13 protein-coding genes are annotated in these 17,355 nt (G+C 58.4%); 4 read left to right on the forward strand and 9 right to left on the reverse strand.

Annotation, left to right across the window (positions count from 1 at the left end; all coding sequences use genetic code 11):
* Positions 1–78: 78 nt before the first annotated feature.
* Positions 79–2,388 carry a Tex family protein gene (locus TG4357_RS02660; RefSeq protein WP_058261330.1) on the forward strand — a complete coding sequence of 770 codons (2,310 nt, stop codon included), beginning with the start codon at positions 79–81 and terminating at the stop codon, positions 2,386–2,388.
* Positions 2,389–2,455: 67 nt separating this feature from the next.
* Positions 2,456–2,962 (forward strand): DUF2478 domain-containing protein, encoded by a 507-nt coding sequence (locus TG4357_RS02665; protein ID WP_058261331.1) that lies wholly within the window; start codon positions 2,456–2,458, stop codon positions 2,960–2,962.
* Positions 2,963–3,035: 73 nt separating this feature from the next.
* Here the strand turns inward: TG4357_RS02665 and TG4357_RS02670 are convergent, their stop codons facing one another.
* Positions 3,036–3,830: a hormone-sensitive lipase gene (locus TG4357_RS02670; protein ID WP_058261332.1), complete on the reverse strand. Its 795-nt coding sequence runs from the start codon at positions 3,828–3,830 to the stop codon at positions 3,036–3,038.
* A gap of 80 nt (positions 3,831–3,910) precedes the next feature.
* On the opposite strand from TG4357_RS02670, the gene TG4357_RS02675 reads away from it, so the two are divergent.
* Complete coding sequence (locus TG4357_RS02675) at positions 3,911–5,392, forward strand: NAD-dependent succinate-semialdehyde dehydrogenase (protein WP_058261333.1); 1,482 nt, start codon at positions 3,911–3,913, stop codon at positions 5,390–5,392.
* A gap of 91 nt (positions 5,393–5,483) precedes the next feature.
* Here the strand turns inward: TG4357_RS02675 and TG4357_RS19910 are convergent, their stop codons facing one another.
* Together TG4357_RS19910 and TG4357_RS02685 are read right to left on the reverse strand one after the other, a co-directional pair.
* Positions 5,484–8,165, reverse strand: coding sequence for a Hint domain-containing protein (locus TG4357_RS19910; RefSeq protein ID WP_058261334.1), 2,682 nt, complete (start codon positions 8,163–8,165; stop codon positions 5,484–5,486).
* Between the two features lie 290 nt (positions 8,166–8,455).
* Positions 8,456–9,685, reverse strand: a complete 1,230-nt coding sequence (locus TG4357_RS02685) for an aminotransferase-like domain-containing protein (protein ID WP_058261335.1) — start codon at positions 9,683–9,685, stop codon at positions 8,456–8,458.
* Positions 9,686–10,018: 333 nt separating this feature from the next.
* Between TG4357_RS02685 and TG4357_RS02690 the strand changes: the two genes are divergently transcribed.
* Complete coding sequence (locus TG4357_RS02690) at positions 10,019–11,008, forward strand: NAD(P)-dependent alcohol dehydrogenase (RefSeq protein ID WP_058261336.1); 990 nt, start codon at positions 10,019–10,021, stop codon at positions 11,006–11,008.
* Between the two features lie 45 nt (positions 11,009–11,053).
* Here the strand turns inward: TG4357_RS02690 and TG4357_RS02695 are convergent, their stop codons facing one another.
* The 6 genes from TG4357_RS02695 to TG4357_RS02720 all read right to left on the reverse strand — a co-directional run bounded on the left by TG4357_RS02695 (position 11,054) and on the right by TG4357_RS02720 (position 17,331).
* Positions 11,054–11,521 carry an Hsp20 family protein gene (locus TG4357_RS02695; protein WP_058261337.1) on the reverse strand — a complete coding sequence of 156 codons (468 nt, stop codon included), beginning with the start codon at positions 11,519–11,521 and terminating at the stop codon, positions 11,054–11,056.
* Between the two features lie 117 nt (positions 11,522–11,638).
* The gene (locus tag TG4357_RS02700) at positions 11,639–12,454 is read right to left on the reverse strand and encodes a trypsin-like serine peptidase (RefSeq protein WP_058261338.1); all 816 of its coding nucleotides are present in this window, start codon (positions 12,452–12,454) and stop codon (positions 11,639–11,641) included.
* Positions 12,451–13,266, reverse strand: coding sequence for a trypsin-like serine peptidase (locus TG4357_RS02705; RefSeq protein ID WP_175473934.1), 816 nt, complete (start codon positions 13,264–13,266; stop codon positions 12,451–12,453). Before TG4357_RS02705 ends, TG4357_RS02700 begins: the two co-directional genes overlap by 4 nt.
* Positions 13,267–13,405: 139 nt before the next feature.
* Positions 13,406–14,695 carry a glycolate oxidase subunit GlcF gene (gene glcF, locus TG4357_RS02710; RefSeq protein WP_058261339.1) on the reverse strand — a complete coding sequence of 430 codons (1,290 nt, stop codon included), beginning with the start codon at positions 14,693–14,695 and terminating at the stop codon, positions 13,406–13,408.
* Positions 14,696–14,698: 3 nt separating this feature from the next.
* On the reverse strand, positions 14,699–15,826 hold the full coding sequence (locus TG4357_RS02715; protein WP_058261528.1) for an FAD-binding protein: 1,128 nt from the start codon (positions 15,824–15,826) through the stop codon (positions 14,699–14,701).
* A gap of 65 nt (positions 15,827–15,891) precedes the next feature.
* Complete coding sequence (locus tag TG4357_RS02720; RefSeq protein WP_058261340.1) at positions 15,892–17,331, reverse strand: FAD-linked oxidase C-terminal domain-containing protein; 1,440 nt, start codon at positions 17,329–17,331, stop codon at positions 15,892–15,894.
* Between the last annotated feature and the right edge of the window lie 24 nt (positions 17,332–17,355).

Consider the following 17,355-nt stretch of genomic DNA (forward strand, 5'->3'; position numbering starts at 1 on the left):
GAGCCGGAGCTTTCCGCCTTGCGTGGCATCAAAGGAGGGCTATGGTGTCTCTCCCTGACTTCAAGATTTCGGATCCCCATGACCAAAGCCTCTTCGCATCGTATCCTTCAAACAATCGCCCACGATATCGCGGCCCGCCCCGAACAGGTGAATGCAGCCGTGCAATTGCTGGATGACGGCGCGACGGTTCCCTTTGTGGCGCGGTATCGGAAAGAAGCAACCGGGGGGTTGGACGATTCGCAATTACGTCTGCTGTCTGAGCGCTTGACCTATCTGCGTGATCTTGAAGCGCGCCGCGAAACGATTGTGAAATCGATCAAGGATCAGGACAAGCTAACCGAGGATCTGGCCCGCGCAATTGCACAGGCCGATACCAAGGCGCAGTTGGAAGATCTCTATCTGCCTTACAAGCCCAAGCGCCGGACCCGAGCGATGATCGCGCGGGAAAACGGGTTAGGCCCGCTGGTTGAGGCAATTCTGGCCGATCGCAATGCCGATCCCGAAACCTTGGCGCAAGCTTTTGTCACCGAGACGGTGCCGAGCGTAAAAGATGCGCTGAATGGTGCCCGTGACATTGTCGCTGAATCCCTGAGCGAAAACGCGGAGCTGATCGGGCGGTTGCGCGATTTCATGCAAAAAGACGCCATTCTCAGCGCCAAGGTAATTGAAGGTCAGGAGCAGAAAGGCGCGAAATTTTCCGACTATTTTACCCATTCCGAATCTTGGGCCGATGTACCCAGTCATCGCGCCTTGGCGATGATGCGGGCCAGCAACGAAGGTGTGCTGAGCGTCGATATCGCGCCTGATCCAGAAACCGGAACCGCCCGGGCCGAAGCGATGGTCGCCGCTGTTCTGCAGACTGCGAGCGAAGGCCCCGGCGATCAATGGCTGCGCAAGGTGGCTGGCTGGACCTGGCGGGTGAAGCTTAGCCTGACGATGATGCTCGACCTGATGGGCGATCTGCGCAAACGGGCACAGGACGAAGCAATCCGGGTCTTTGCCCGCAATCTGAAGGATCTGTTGCTGGCAGCACCCGCTGGAGCAAAATGCACCATCGGGCTCGATCCTGGCATCCGTACCGGGGTCAAGGTTGCGGTGGTTGATGCCACCGGTAAGGTGCTGGAGACCGACACGATTTATCCGTTCCAGCCGAAAAACGATCTGCGCGGGGCGCAGGCCGCATTGGCCGCATTGATCGGCAAATACCCGGTCGAATTGATCGCCATCGGCAATGGCACCGCCAGCCGCGAAACTGAAAAAATGGTTGCCGATCTGTTGCAGGATATTACCGGGCCGAAACCGACCAAGGTGGTGGTGAGCGAGGCCGGTGCCTCGGTCTATTCCGCGTCAGAACTGGCGGCGCGGGAATTCCCGGACCTTGATGTATCCTTGCGAGGGGCGGTGTCGATTGCCCGCCGGTTGCAGGATCCGCTGGCCGAACTGGTCAAGATCGAACCGAAATCCATCGGCGTTGGTCAGTATCAGCACGATGTCGACCAGTATCAGCTGGGTCGCGCGTTGGAAGCGGTGGTCGAGGATGCAGTAAATGCGGTCGGTGTCGATCTGAACATGGCCTCGGCCCCGCTGCTGGCTCGGGTTTCCGGGCTGGGAGAGGCGCTGGCCGAAGCGGTGGTGGCCCACCGCAACGCCAATGGCGCATTCCGCACCCGTCGGCAGTTGCTGAATGTCGCCCGGCTTGGACCTCGTGCGTTTGAGCAATGCGCGGGATTTCTGCGCATCGCGAATGGCGATGAACCGCTCGATGCCTCGGCCGTGCATCCCGAAGCCTACGGTGTCGCACGTCGGATCGTGCAGGCCTGCGGCCGTGATTTGCGCACGTTGATGGGGGACGAACAGCGCCTGCGCAACGTGCAGGCCGAAGATTTCGTCGATGATCAGTTTGGTTTGCCGACGGTGCGCGATATCCTGTCGGAACTGGAAAAACCCGGCCGCGATCCGCGCCCCGGGTTCAAAACCGCCAGCTTTGCCGACGGGATCGAGGATATCAAAGACCTCAAGCCGGGGCTCTTGCTGGAAGGGACCGTGACCAATGTCGCGGCATTCGGGGCCTTCGTCGATATCGGGGTGCATCAGGACGGTTTGGTTCATGTCAGCCAATTGGCCGACCGCTTCGTCAAGGATCCGCATGAGGTGGTGAAAGCTGGCGACGTGGTCAAAGTCCGGGTGACTGAGATTGATATTCCGCGCAAACGCATCGGGCTATCGATGCGAAAAGACGCCGGCAAACCCGATCCCAAGCCGCGTGCCGACACCCAGAAACCCGGCAAGATCCACAAAAAAGCTCCGCAACACGGCAAGTCAACGCCTGTCGGCAACCCGAATGGCGCACTCGGCGCGGCGCTGCTGAATGCGATGAAACAACGCTGAAAGCCGGGCTTGCCCTTGCAAGCGAACTCCGCTTTGCTTGGCCGAAGCTTAAAAACAGGGGGCTGGAATGCGGATTGGCTATGTCATGACGGAAGGGCGTGGAGCAACCAACCGGCTGTTGGCGACGCTGGCGGATCAGTTGACAGCGCAAGGGCTGCGCCTGGCCGGGACGGTGCAGTTCGATCAGGAATGCGATGACGGTAATAAATGCGACATGGATCTGCGACTTCTACCCGATGGCCCGGTGATCCGCATTTCGCAAAACCTCGGTGCTGCGGCGCAAGGATGCCGGCTTGATCCGCATGCGCTGGAACAGGCCGTCGCCATGACTGATCAGCAGATTGAAAAGGGCGCCGATCTGCTGATTATCAATAAGTTCGGCAAACACGAAGCCGAAGGTCGCGGTTTTCGTAATACCATTGCTTTGGCGCTTGATGCTGATATCCCGGTCCTGATCGGTACCAATCCGACCAATTTTAACGCCTTTCAGGATTATACCAGCGGGGTGGCGGACAATGCCGGCAGCAATCTGCAATCCCTGCTCAACTGGTTGGCGCTGCCGCCTTCGGCCTAATCATTTCATCGTTCCCGAAATACTCCCGCCGGAAGCATCTGCATTACCCACACGCGCCGAAAGCGGGCGGAATTCAATCTGGCAGCAACCGCTTCATCATCCGGCTGGCCGGATCGGCCAACCCCTCGATTACATCGAAATGGTGTCGCCCCGGATCAACCACGCAGTCACAGCGCCAGGCCTCGGCCAGCGCGGTGGCCTGTTCCAGGAAAGCCGGGCGTTCCTCCGCCCCGACCCAGACCACAATATCCATGCCCGGCATTGGCAACATCAGGGTCGGGCTTTCCATTGCGGCATCGGCCATTTCCATCTTGAAATCGGCGTTCATCGAGGTTTTCACCATCGGCCTGAGATCGGCCACCGGCGAAATCGGCATGATCCGCGCCACCCGGATTGCCACATCTGCCGGCAACATGCCCGGCATCGCCATCCGCGCCACCAGATGGCCGCCCGCCGAATGACCGGCCAGCACGATCGGACCGGCAACCATCGCAGCCGCCTGCGGAATCATGTGGGCAATCTGGCGGGTGATATCGGCAATCCGCACTTCGGGGCACAGATCATATGACGGCATCGCCACCGCCCAGCCCTGTTCCAACGCACCCGCGGCCAGATGCGACCAAAAGGATTTGTCGAACCGCAACCAATAACCGCCATGTACGAAAATCATCAATCCCTTGGCTTGGCCGTCCGGCAAGAACAGATCGAACACTTCGCGCGGGCGGTCGCCATAAGAAATATCCAGTTCGGCCAAGCCCTGTTCCAACATGCCTTCCCGGAATCCGGCGGCAGCGGCGGCCCATCGGTCAGGATAGGTCGCACCGTTTTCGATATGTGTCGCATTGGCGTAAGCGTCGTCCAATTCCATCTTTGTCCCCGTACTTGCTCTAGACAACCCTAGCGCCAGATGATTTGCCTGTTCCAGCATAATTACTGGAGGGCTGTCCGATGCTGGATCAAAAAACCGATCTCAAATCCTTGTTGAAGGATCCATCACTTCTTTCCGAGCAAGCCTATATAGGCGGTGAATGGGTCGCATCGGAAACCGGCGCGACCTATGCGGTCACCAACCCCGCGCGGGGCGATGTGATCGCCAATGTCGCCGATCCGACCCGCGCCCAAGTGGCGCTGGCGATTGCCAAAGCCTCCGAGGCGCAAAAGGACTGGGCCAGCTGGACCGGCAAAGAACGCGCCAACGTGTTGCGTCGCTGGTTCGACCTGATGATGGAAAATCAGGACGATCTGGCCACCATCCTGACCGCCGAACAAGGCAAGCCGCTGGCCGAAGCGAAGGGCGAGATCGCCTATGGCGCGTCCTTCGTGGAATTCTTCGCAGAAGAAGCCAAGCGGATTTACGGCGAAACCATCCCCGGCCATCAGCGCGACAAACGCATCATGGTGCTGAAGCAGCCGATCGGGGTGGCCGCGTCGATCACACCATGGAATTTCCCCAACGCGATGATCACCCGTAAGGCCGCCCCCGCGCTGGCCGCTGGCTGTGGTTTCGTGGCGCGGCCATCGGAACTGACCCCGCTTTCTGCTTTGGCGCTTGGTGTATTGGCGGAACGCGCCGGTTTGCCGAAAGGCATTTTTTCGGTCGTACCAACGACGGATGCGCCCGGCACCGGACAGGAATTCTGCGAAAATCCGACCGTGCGGAAAATCACCTTCACCGGTTCGACCAATGTCGGTCGTATCCTGCTGCGTCAGGCTGCCGATCAGGTGATGAAATGTTCGATGGAACTGGGCGGCAATGCTCCCTTCATCGTGTTCGACGATGCCGATCTGGATGAAGCCGTCGCGGGTGCCATCATGTGCAAGTTCCGCAACAATGGTCAGACCTGCGTCTGTGCCAACCGGATTTATGTGCAGGAAGGCGTCTATGATGCCTTTGCCGAAAAGCTGAAAACGGCCGTCGAAGCGCTGAAAATTGGGGACGGGCTGGAAACCGGCACCGATCTTGGTCCGCTGATCAACGAGAACGCGATCAAGAAGGTACAAGAACATGTCGCTGACGCCACCTCCAAAGGGGCGCAAGTGATTTTGGGCGGTGGCGATCCAATGCAGGGGCCGGGCAATTTCCTGCCGCCGACCATCGTAACCGGCGCAACCCAGGACATGATCTTTGCACAGGACGAAACCTTTGGCCCGCTGGCGCCGCTGTTTGCCTTCAAGGACGAAGACGACGTGATCGCGATGGCCAATGACACCATCTTTGGTCTGGCATCCTATTTCTATGCCAAGGACCTGAGCCGCGTCTACAAGGTGGCCGAAGCTCTGGAATATGGCATCGTCGGGGTCAACACCGGTATCATTTCGACCGAGGTTGCCCCTTTCGGCGGCGTCAAGCAATCCGGGCTTGGCCGCGAAGGCAGCCATCACGGCATCGAAGAATTTCTGGAAATGAAATACGTTTGCCTGTCGGTGTGATCCGGCCAAACCGTCTAACGGTATGACTTAAAACGAAACGGGCGGGGCCAATATGGACCCCGCCCGTTTTTTATTCAGCAGCGGTACCGGTTCAGCAAACCGGCTCCAACTCGTAAATCCGGGGCGTATCGATCTGCTTCAGTGAACGCACCCTGCGACCACTGAGCAGCGGGCAAACCCGCGACCCATAGATGCCCTCGACCGCGACATCACCATTCAGTGCCGGAATCAGCTGCGGCGCTGCGATTGCGATTTCAATCTGCGCCTGCGGTCCCAGCGCCGCCAGTGCCAACGGGCCGGGCCACATGCTTTCCGCCAGCATTCCATCGGTCCAAAGCAGCGCGTGCCGCGGCAACAACAAGTGGTGATACTCCACCGATTTCGTGCCATGCGCCACGCGGAAACGCGGGTCGCGATGTTCGGCCAAATGGATCGCCCGGACCAGTCTCAGCCCGTTTTTGGTTTGGACTGGAACCGCATGCTGCGGCGACAAACGCAATTCACGATCATTGCCCAGCGCACCGCGCCGGAACACGACCGGGCGCAGACGCGGGTGCGCGTCAAGAATATCCCGGTCCAGATGTCGCCCACCGGCCCAAAGGATTGGTTGCACCGATCCGTCGGCACAGCTGACCAAATCGCCCGCTTGCAACGTTTCGACCGGCACCTCACCCCGTGGGGTAGCAATTAGGCTGCCCTTGACGAAACAAGGGACACCCATCGCATAAAGTTGCCCGGGGTTGGAAACAGATGCCGGGCTGACGCCAGACAGCAGCATGGATTCGCCATTCGGGAAGGTCAGAACCGCATTGCCCGACCCATCGTCACTGACCACCACATCCCAGGTTTCGACCGCTTCGCCATCGGCATCGATCAGTGACGAAACATCAAGCTGGTCGTTGGTGAACCCATCGCGATCGTCGTCCCCCATATTGAAATCCGAAATGGTGTCGTCACCGGAATCGTTCGTCGCCACGAAAGTGTCGTATCCAGTGCCACCCGACAGCACGTCATTGCCAGCATCACCCGATAGGGTGTCATTGCCGTCGCCACCCGACAGCGTATCATTGCCGTCGCCACCCGACAGCGTATCATGGCCGGTGCCGCCAGACAGAGCATCATCCCCGCCATCCCCTGACAGCACATCGTTGCCGTCGCCACCCGACAGCGCATCATTACCGTCGCCGCCAGACAGTGTATCATGGCCGGTGCCGCCAGACAGAACATCATTCCCGCCATCCCCTGACAGCACATCGTTGCCGTCGTCACCCGAAAGCGTATCATTACCGTCGCCACCAGACAGCGTGTCTTGGCCAGTACCACCAGACAGTACATCGTTGCCTGCGTCTCCCGACAGCACATCATCCCCATCGCCGCCTGACAGTGTATCGTCGCCAGATCCGGCATAGATCGTGTCATCCCCGGCCCCGCCATCGATCTGATCGTCATCGGTCATGCCGGTGGCGAATTCGGCATCCCAGCGGCTTTGGGCGAGGTAATCTATCGAATTGCGATCGTTGCCCGAGATCAGCGAATTCAGCGTAATGGAATCGATTGGTCCGGCTTCCAACGCGGCCTGATCACTGTTGTAATTGTATTCCGGAGCCATAAACAGATCGCCATCAACGGTCTGGAAAACGACAGCGCTGATCGTGGCGCTGGACCCGTCTGCATAAGTAAGCGTGGCATCGTAGACCAGAACCGAGTCGATGTAGGTCTGCTCGCCATTAATGAAAATGGCATCCGCTGAACCGCTGGTGCTGTCGGTGGCAACTGCCCGGACACCATGCACGTTCGCCGACGCGTTGGGGGCATCCATATCGGCGAAATGATCCGTGAGTGGATCGCTGTCTGAACCATAAGTGCCAAGTGCCGAATTAGCGTTTTCGGCACCATAGTTCGAATTGTCGCGGCTTTGATATTCGTCGGGGTCCAGGTCCCGGGCCGTGCCGAGGCTGATCACGGTGTAAGACGTGCTCTGTCCCCCGCTACCACCTGTGGTGGCGGCACCGCCACCGCCCATGATCAGATCGTTGCCGTCGCCACCATCGATGGAGTCATCGCCACCGCCACCTTGGATCGTATCGTCCTCGGCGCCGCCGCTGAGAATGTCATCGCCGTCACCACCTTCGATCGAATCGGTACCGGCACCACCTTCTATGGAATCGTCGCCTTTCCCGGCATCAATCGAGTCATTGCCGGAACCGCCATCTACGGTATCGTCCCCATCATTTGCGGTGATGGTGTCGTGCCTATCTCCGCCAACCAACGATTCGTCGCCTTCGCTGGCATACATTTCATTGGCCGCACCGGATTCGTATGTTTGGGAATCAATCTCGCGAAAGCTCGGCTCGGTGCCCGGGCCGACATCCTCGATAGACGTGACTTCATAGTGAACGCCGGGCGTTATGTGGCCATCGACGACATAGCCCTGAAAAACACCGTTAATTTCTATCGAATAAACATTGATATTGGTGCCATCAGGTGCGCTGAGGGTGATCCGATCTTCTGCATAACCTTGTCCGCGCCCGGTGAGGGTTCCGTTTTCATCGTAGACGGCCAGATACTGATTGGTGTCATCCCCCGTTTCATCGGAAGTCTGATCCCCATTGAGGAGAGCATCCTCGGAATCGTAGAAATCAAAGGTGATTGCATTCGCGGAACTGCTCCAGCCTGAATCCAACACCAGACTGTCACCGGTCGTAAAGGAACCACTTCCATCCGTATTTGCCAGCTGATCGGGGCTGAAACCTGCAAAAGAAATCTGTGCCATTCAAAAAACCTCGTTACTATACTTCCCTAGTAACAACGGTCTTCGGCGTGCTGGCCTTACTGCCCCGACCTGCGCAAAAGTCCAGATATCTTTATCATTGGTCGACGTCGCCTATACCAAAGCCAATAGACGGCAAGTGGGAGCCATCTGAATTTCGCTTGCCCATGCCAAAGGCCAGGCAATACGCCTTCTGAACTGGTAAAGTTTTCAAATTCTATTCTGCTGCCGTGACCGAGGTAGCGATGCAAAGCGTTCCACTGCCCGATAGACTCTTAAGGATTGGTCCAATTTTAACTGGATTGCCCACCTGTCGAACAGTCCCGCAGAACCCGGCCCAACCGCGTGATCCCTTCTTCGATCTGCATCGGATCTGGACTGGAAAAATTCAGCCGCATACTGTTGCGCCCCGATCCATCAGCATAAAAGGCCGCACCGGGTACGAAAGCCACGCGTTCAGTTTTTAACGCATGCTGTAACAGATCAGCGCCATCCATCCCCTTGGGCAGGGTCAACCAGACGAACATGCCACCTTCGGGCCGGGTCCAGCTGACACCGGGCGGCATATGCCGTTCCAACGCCGCCAGCATGCGGTCGCGCCGGTGGCTGTAATGTCGGCAAAGCGCGGCGATATGATCGTCGAATCCGTTCGCTGCAACTTCGGCAATCGCGACTTGATTCAAGGTCGGGGTATGCAAATCACCAGCCTGTTTCAGCAACACCAACCGGTCGATCACCGATCTGGCGGCGCAGACCCAGCCGACCCGCAGCCCGGGCGACAGGGTTTTGGAAAAAGATCCGCAATAAATCGTGCGACAAGCCTCAATATCGCCCTTGCGCGCGTATTCCAGCGCCAGAATGGGTGGCACCGGTTCACCCTCATAGCGTAATGACTGGTAAGCGGCATCTTCGATCACCGCACAATCCAGATCTTCCGCCAGTTGCAATATGTTTTCGCGTTCTGTCCGGGTCAGTGTGACTCCGGTGGGATTGGCAAAATCAGGCGACAGATAGGCAAATTTCACCCGCCCGCCCTTGGCTTCGGCCTGAGCGCGGAAGTCATTCGCCGAACGGTTTCCATTCGGGTCCAACCGGTCGAACTCAGGCTCATAAGCGTTAAACGCACCCAACGCACCCAAATAGGTCGGCCAGCCGACCAGCGCGGTATCGCACGGGGACAAAAACAATTTGCCCAGATAGTCCAGCGCCTGCTGCGATCCCGAAGTGATCTGAATGTTGTCTTCATCGCAGTCGATCCCCAGCCCACGCATATGATCCGCGATCCAGCGGCGCAGCGGTGGGTAGCCTTCGGAGGTCGAATATTGCAGCGACTGTGCCTGTTGACCGTCGCTTAACGCCCGCGTCATCGCATCTCGGAATGCCGCCGCAGGGAACATTGCCGGATCAGGAATACCACCAGCAAACGAAATGACATCTGGTTGATCCAGCAGCTTCAGAAGTTCGCGGATTTCTGATGCTATCATACGGGAGATACGGGTGGCGAAAAACTGATCCAGCGACATGGCGGGGACTCCTAGGCGCGCGAGAATGCTCGCGCCAATAGACTAAGTCAATATAGTTGACATGATTTGTGATCCCGCGACAGACGCTTAGATATCATGCCAATCTGTCAGGACCCACCCACCTCAATCCATAAAAAAATTAGATATTTCTCCGCGGTCATTGTCTGATTCCGGGCTCGCGCGGATAGGGTAAACGCCAGCGTAGCCGGGCCGGTTATGCGCGGCCGCAATCCATACAAATATGCATGAAACCCACACTGATTTCGGCAATTCACCCAAATTTCCCGAACAGGTATCTTCTGCATCAAGAATTCAGACACCAAGGAATTTATCATGAAAGCGATGACCTATCACCGTTACGGTCCAGCAGAGAACGTCCAGCCTGCCGAATTACCCCGTCCGATTCCGGGCAAATCCGACCTTCTGATCAAGGTGCATACCGCGACCGTCACCACCGCGGATTGGCGCCTGCGGGCCTCTGCCTTTCCGGGTGGTATGTGGTTGCCCGGACGTTTGATGTTCGGCCTGTTCCGCCCGCGCAAAAAGGTGCTGGGCGGCGAATTTTCCGGCACTGTGATGGAAACCGGGACGGATGTCTGTGACTTTGCTCCGGGCGATCCGGTCTTCGGCTTTGCCGGACTGGGGGCCCATGCTGAATATCTGACAATTCCAGCCAAGGGTTGCGTGACAAAAAAACCTGCGCGGCTTAGCCACGCCGAAGCGGCGGCCATGCCCTTTGGTGGGCTGTCGTCTCTGGTTTTCCTGCGCGACTTCGCGAAGCTGAAGCCGGGTCACAAAGTGCTGATCCTGGGGGCTTCGGGGGGTGTCGGTGTCTACGCTGTGCAGATCGCCAAAGCGATGGGGGCCGAAGTGACCGCCATGGCCAGCACCGCCAAGCTGGACCTGCTGCGCGATCTGGGGGCGGATCAGGTACTTGATTACACGGTTCAGCAGCTCAACGATGCGGGGCGTGATTTCGATCTGGTCTTTGATCCGGCGGGCAATGCCAAATTTCCTGAGGTCAAAGCCTTGTTGAAACCAACCGGCCTTTTCATCCCTCTGACGTTTAACTTCCGTGAGGTGTGGCAAGCACTGAGGGCCAAGTTGACAGGTGGTCCGCAAATCGGGATCGGCGTGAACGGGGATCACAAAACGGATTTGTTGGAATTAGCAAATCTGATCGAAACTGGGGCGCTCCGCCCAGTGGTCGATCAGCGTTTTGATCTCGTCAACATCGCGGCGGCCTACGGGGTAGTGGAAAGCCGCCACCGTAAAGGCAGTATCGTACTTGAGGTACTGCCAACCCATGAGGAGCTGAGCTGAAAAGGGCGGGCCTTGGCCCGCCCTTTATCCAATTTCGCGCAAGTCTCAGTTGACGGCTTTGGCGTCCACGATATCCTTTTCGACCGTTTGACCGCTGGCGATTTCAACCCGGCGCGGTTTCAGCGTTTCGGGCATTTCCCGGACCAGATCGATATGCAGCATGCCATCGGCATGGGTTGCCCCGGTCACGCGCACATGATCAGCCAGTGTGAAGCGGCGCTCAAAGGCACGGGTTGCAATACCGCGATGCAGATAGACATGCTCCTTGTCTTCCTCGGCTTTGCGGGCGGCGACGATCAGGGCACTTTCCTTCACTTCGACCGATAGGTCGACGTCCGAAAACCCTGCCACCGCGATCGAAATACGGTAAGCGTTTTCGTCAATCTTTTCTATGTTATAGGGGGGATAACTTGGCTGTGGGGCTTCGTTGGTAAAAACGCGGTCCATCATGTCGGCGATCTGGTCGAAACCGACGCTGGCGCGATAAAGCGGTGCAAAATCAAAACTACGCATAGGGCGATCCTCCATCTGAGCGATACCTGATTGGTGCCTTCCAACTGGACAGGCAAATTCAGCGGGACCCAAGGTGGCGCCCCGATAAAGATCATGTGGGGGGTTTAAATGAGCGTTTCAACCCCCGCCGGGACGGACAAAACGCGCCCCTGTGCTGTTGCGCCCGGCCCCGGGCGCCAACCGCTTGATGCGCCGGTCAGGGGCTGTGACCGGGTTGCGCCGCAATTGCGCCTTTAGTTCTGCAATCCGCTGCGGCAGCACCATGCCGAACCCCACCTTTTTGCCGTCGAAGTTCCCGCCAGCCGACACCAGCGACAGGATACGCCCACGCCCGCCCACCCGGACGAAAACCGGTGCGCCGGACGATCCAAAGGTCACGTTGCAATCAAAGGCGATGACTTCGTTTCTTTCGGCCAGCAGCGTACATTTGCGCTGCCGCGACAGGGCTTCGGCCCGATTTACCCCATAGGACGCCACCGAAATCTGATTACCGGCATTCTGACCGGAATGAATTACAAATGGATCGGCATCCCGGCTGGTAATCGGTTCGGACAACCGGATCAGCGCGACATCATAGCGAATGTTTTCAACACTCGGCGGTTGCTCCGGATCATAATCCGGATGCGCTGCGATCTGTAATCCGCGTCGTTCAGCAATCGCCACCCCGTCGCGCAATCCGGCCCGGAACATGATCTTGTCCGCAGGGCGCAAATCCCTGATATTTCCGTCATAAACGCAATGCGCCGCAGTCAGCACCAGATCGGGCGCGATCAGGGTACCGGTGCAAAACCCCCTGCCATCCAGATCCAGACGACCGACCGCTTCCCATCCCAGCAAGTCTTCGCGATCCGTCAACCGCCGCAGCCCATCCGCTGTGGCAGGCAGCACAAGCACCAGAATGATCAGAATCGCTATGATGCCGGATCGTTTCATTGTTTAAGGAATTTGGCACCCGACGCATTTCGCGCCGCGCCCACACGCACGCGCCGCGCTTGGGATAAAGTGGATTTCAATACCCCAACGCCCGCAGCAAGCTGGTTGCGCAGCAGGTCGACGGAGCCGTCTAATTGACTGCCCAGCGCCACCCGTTCGCCATCGACATGGGCCTTGGCCGAAATAACCGACACGATCTGCGTACGGCCTCCGTCAAAACTGAACACCGGCGATCCCGACGCGCCGAAATCGACATCGCAAGACATGACCAAAATCCCTTGCTGTCGCCCGGTCACCGAACAGATGTCCTGCATCGACGGGGCTTCGGCACGGTCGTGGGCATAAGACACAACGCCGACTTGGTCCCCAGCACCCACGGCGCGTGCCACATCGAACGGGATCACGCTGCCGTTTCGGATCGGTTGCGCCAGTTCCAACAACGCCAGATCATTGCGCACCCGGTCGGCCGAAACCGGACCGTCAAAATGATAGGACGGATGCACCACCGCGCGCCGGACCCAACGATAGGCTTCGGCCCGGCCATTGCGCATCCCAGCCTGAAATTCGATCCGGCTATAATCAACCTTTTCGCCGGTTTCGCGGTCAAACAGGCAATGCGCCGCAGTCAGCACCAGATCAGGCGCAATCAGCGCCCCAGTGCAAAACCCACGACCGGCCAGATCAAGCCGCCCAACCCCTTCCCAGCCTTTTCCGTCTTCTCCAGTATCCAGTCGCCGCAAAGCACTGTTTTCTGATATCGCACTTGTAGCGCTCAGGGTCAGGCACAGAAAAATCAAAACTCGCCGCAGCATGAGCGTTCCTTCCAGTCACGATCTCATGATTGGATAAACGGCAGATTTGTCGAAAATAGGGCATCATTTTTACCGGACCCCACGGAAATGCGGCACGGCAGGCGATGACACAGACCCCGCTTCGCGACATCCTGTCCCATCAGATATCTTTCAGCGCCGGAGGCTGCGGTCCTCCGGTGGCCCAGTCCAGCAATTCAACCGTATGCACCACCGGCACGTCGCTGCCCGATCCGATCTGCATCATGCAGCCGATATTGCCTGCGGCGATGATATCGGGATTCTTGGCCTGCAAGGTGCGCAGCTTGCGATCCTTCAACTGCTTGGAAATTTCCGGCTGCATCAGGTTGTAGGTCCCCGCCGACCCACAGCACAAATGACTATCAGCTGGTTCCACCACCTTGAACCCGGACCTTTTCAGCAGATCCTTGGGAAAGGTCTTGATCTTCTGCCCATGCTGCAACGAACAGGCGGCGTGGTAGGCCACGGTCAGCCCCTTATCCGCCCCTTCCGGCAGATCCAGTTGCATCAGAACTTCGGACACGTCCATTGCAATCGCCGCCACCCGTGCGGCCTGTTCGGCCAAGGGATCGTTGCGGAACATGTGACCGTAATCCTTCACCGTGGTGCCGCAGCCTGAGGTATTGATGACAATGGCGTCCAACCCATCGCCGTCCATTTCGGCCACCCAGGCGCGGATATTTTTGGCCGCCGAGGCATGGCTTTCACCGGTTTTCCCCATGTGATGGGTCAGCGCCCCACAACAGCCCGCCCCTTCGGCAATCACCACCTCGCAGCCCAGCCGTTTCAGTAGCCGGATAGTGGCATCGTTGATATCGGTATTCAGCGCCTTTTGCGCGCAACCCGTCATCAGCGCCACCCGCTTACGGCGTGGGATTTCGGCAGCAAAGCTTTGTGGATCGTCATTGCGGCTGACCGGTGGGATTCGTTTCGGCGCCATTTCCAACATTGCTTTCAGCCGCGCATCCGGCATCAAAAACGCGAAAGGCCGGCCGATCTTCGCCCCGAGAAGCGCCAACCGAAACCGGCTGGGATAGGGCAAGATACGCGCCAGTATCCAACGCAGGGCACGGTCGCTGAAGGGACGTTTGTATTTCTGTTCGATATAGTCGCGCGCGTGATCGACCAGATGCATGTAATGCACCCCCGACGGGCATGTCGTCATACAGGCCAGACAACTGAGGCAGCGGTCGATATGCATGACCGTCTTGGCATCCGGCACGCGTTCGTTTTCCAACATATCCTTAATCTGGTAGATTCGCCCACGCGGGCTGTCCAATTCGTCGCCCAGCACCTGATAGGTCGGACAGGTCGCGGTGCAAAACCCGCAATGCACACAAGCGCGCAAGATTTCATTGGCCCGTTCGATACCGGGGTCCCGCAATTGATCTTCGGTGAAATTGGTCTGCATCTCTTATCCCATCAGTCCCGGATTGAGAATCCCACGCGGATCGAATTTCGCCCGCACTCCCCGGCTCAGCGCTGCTACCGGTGCCGGTTCAGGTTGAAAGGCCGGAATTGTCGCACGGGTCGCTTCGTCGGCCCGGACCAGCGTCGCATGTCCGCCGATCCCTGCCATTGCGGGGCGAATATCGCGCCCCGGTGCGACCAGCGCCCAGATCAACCCGCCGCCCCAGTCATAAAGCATTTGCTCTGCCTGCAACGCCGCGCCGACGCGCGGACCATCAGAAGGCTTTACCGAAATGCGCCAGACATCACCGGGCTGATCGGCAAAGGCTTCAACATCGCGCAGCCACTGCCAATCCGCCGCGACCTTCTCCGCCTGCGTTTCCACTGCGATCTCGCCAAAGATCGACAGGCGTGACTTCAACTGTTCTGCCCGGTAGGTCACCGATTTCTCGAACCCCTCAATCCGGATCATGGTGATCGGTACTCCGCCCTGACCTTTCGGCATATGCGCCGCCCCGGTCACGTCAAAGGGCGATCCCAACGCCGCCGCCATCGCTTCGACAGCACGCGCATCACTCAACCCGCCAATCTGGATCACCGCGCTGGTTTCCGGCTTGGGCAGCACCTTGAAACTGACCTCGCTCAACACGCCCAGAGTCCCGAAAGACCCAGCCATCAGTTTGACCAGATCATAGCCGGTGACGTTCTTCATCACTCGGCCCCCATTTTTCAACACCCGGCCCATGCCATCGACAAAACGCACCCCCAGCATGAAATCGCGGCAGGCTCCGACTTGTATACGCCGCGATCCCGATACGTTCGCCGCCGCCATGCCGCCAACCGTCGGTGTGCCCGTAGTCCCCAGCAGAGCGCGATGATCCATCGGCTCAAACGGCAACCTCTGGCCCTCTGCGTCCAGTGCCGCCTCGACCTCGGAAAGCGGTGTACCCGCCCCGGCCACCAGCGTCAGCGCCCCGGGTTCATAAAGATGGATTCCGCGCATCCCTCCGGTTTCCAGAACTGCGCCTTCCACCGGGCCTCCGATAGGCCGGGTGCCGCCGCCATGAACGCGTAACGGCCCCGTAGCGCTTGCAATCATTTCTGCCAGTTCGGCCTCTGTCTGTGGTGTCATCATCTTCTTCTGTTCAAAAATATCCTAGGGGGAATGCACACGTCGCGCGCAGGGGACAACGCCCCCTATTCGGCCGCAATCCTGCGCCTCTCGCTTGCCGCCAAAGGAAACACTTTCGCCGGGTTCAGCAACCAGGCGGGATCGAACGCATCTTTCACCGCCATCTGGATATCCAGATCGTCAGGATCGAACTGATCCACCATTAGGTCGCGCTTTTCGATGCCGACCCCGTGTTCGCCGGTCAGGCACCCGCCCACTTCAACGCACAGTTTCAGGATATCCGCCCCGAACCGTTCGCACAGTTCCAGATCGCCGGGTTTATTGGCATCAAACAGGATCAGCGGATGCATGTTGCCGTCCCCGGCATGAAACACATTACCGACACCCAGACCGTATTGCTTGCTCATCTCGCCGATCCGGCGCAGCACATAGGGCAACTGGTTCACCGGGATGGTACCGTCGAGACACATGTAATCGTTGATTTGCCCCATCGCGCCAAAGGCCGATTTTCGACCCAGCCAGATGCGAGCGCTTTCTTCCGCGCTGGTGCTTTCGCGCAGTTCGACCGGGTTGTGGCTGCGAGCAATCGCCAGAATCTTTTCCAACTGTTCTTCGATTTCGCCCTCGGATCCTTCGACCTCGACAATCAGCAAAGCTTCACAATCGGGATAGCCCGCCCCGGCAAAGGCTTCGGTAGCGCGGATGCAGGGGCGATCCATGAATTCGATTGCCACCGGCAACAGCCCCGCCTGAATGATTTCACTAACGCATTCACCCGCGACTTCATTGCTGTCAAAGCCCATCAGGACAGGCCGTGCGCCTTCGGGTTTGTGCAGGATGCGCAGGGTGGCTTCAGTTACCACGCCAAGTTGGCCTTCGGATCCGCATATCACGCCCAACAAATCAATTCCACCGGCATCCAGATGCGCACCGCCCAGTTCGACCACCGCTCCATCCATCAAAACCATGGTCACGCCCATCAGGTTATTGGTGGTCACGCCGTATTTCAGGCAATGCGCCCCGCCTGAATTCATCGCCACATTGCCAGCGATTGCACAGGCCAACTGGGAGGACGGATCGGGAGCATAGAAGAAATCTTCTTCTTCCACCGCCCCGGTCACGCTCAGATTGGTGCGCCCTGACTGTACCTTGATGAAACGGTTGTCGTAATCGGTCTCCAACACCTCGTTCATCCGTGACACGCCTAGGATCACACAGTCGGCGGTGGGCAGCGCCCCCCCGGCAAGCGATGTACCCGATCCGCGTGGCACCACCGGAACGCCCAGTTCATGGCAGATGGACAATACCGCAGACACCTCATTAGTATTCGCGGGAAGCACAGCCACCAGCGGCGGACAGCGATACGCCGTCAGCGCGTCGCATTCATAAGCACGGGTTTCCGCCTCTTCATGAATCACTGCGACGGCAGGCAGGACCTGTAACAGACGTTTTACCAATACCGGCTTCAACGCTAGTATTTTTGCATTGGGTTCGGGCATCTGCATGACGCACCTCCTATAATTGGTAAA

Source organism: Thalassovita gelatinovora (genome assembly GCF_001458355.1).
GTDB lineage: Bacteria > Pseudomonadota > Alphaproteobacteria > Rhodobacterales > Rhodobacteraceae > Thalassobius > Thalassobius gelatinovorus.

Coding starts and splice junctions, on each gene's coding strand:
- TG4357_RS02660 (WP_058261330.1), top strand. CDS start 79: ATGACCAAAGCCTCTTCGCATCGTATCCTTCAAACAATCGCCCACGAT.
- TG4357_RS02665 (WP_058261331.1), top strand. CDS start 2,456: ATGCGGATTGGCTATGTCATGACGGAAGGGCGTGGAGCAACCAACCGG.
- TG4357_RS02670 (WP_058261332.1), bottom strand. CDS start 3,830: ATGGAATTGGACGACGCTTACGCCAATGCGACACATATCGAAAACGGT.
- TG4357_RS02675 (WP_058261333.1), top strand. CDS start 3,911: ATGCTGGATCAAAAAACCGATCTCAAATCCTTGTTGAAGGATCCATCA.
- TG4357_RS19910 (WP_058261334.1), bottom strand. CDS start 8,165: ATGGCACAGATTTCTTTTGCAGGTTTCAGCCCCGATCAGCTGGCAAAT.
- TG4357_RS02685 (WP_058261335.1), bottom strand. CDS start 9,685: ATGTCGCTGGATCAGTTTTTCGCCACCCGTATCTCCCGTATGATAGCA.
- TG4357_RS02690 (WP_058261336.1), top strand. CDS start 10,019: ATGAAAGCGATGACCTATCACCGTTACGGTCCAGCAGAGAACGTCCAG.
- TG4357_RS02695 (WP_058261337.1), bottom strand. CDS start 11,521: ATGCGTAGTTTTGATTTTGCACCGCTTTATCGCGCCAGCGTCGGTTTC.
- TG4357_RS02700 (WP_058261338.1), bottom strand. CDS start 12,454: ATGAAACGATCCGGCATCATAGCGATTCTGATCATTCTGGTGCTTGTG.
- TG4357_RS02705 (WP_175473934.1), bottom strand. CDS start 13,266: ATGCTGCGGCGAGTTTTGATTTTTCTGTGCCTGACCCTGAGCGCTACA.
- glcF (WP_058261339.1), bottom strand. CDS start 14,695: ATGCAGACCAATTTCACCGAAGATCAATTGCGGGACCCCGGTATCGAA.
- TG4357_RS02715 (WP_058261528.1), bottom strand. CDS start 15,826: ATGACACCACAGACAGAGGCCGAACTGGCAGAAATGATTGCAAGCGCT.
- TG4357_RS02720 (WP_058261340.1), bottom strand. CDS start 17,331: ATGCAGATGCCCGAACCCAATGCAAAAATACTAGCGTTGAAGCCGGTA.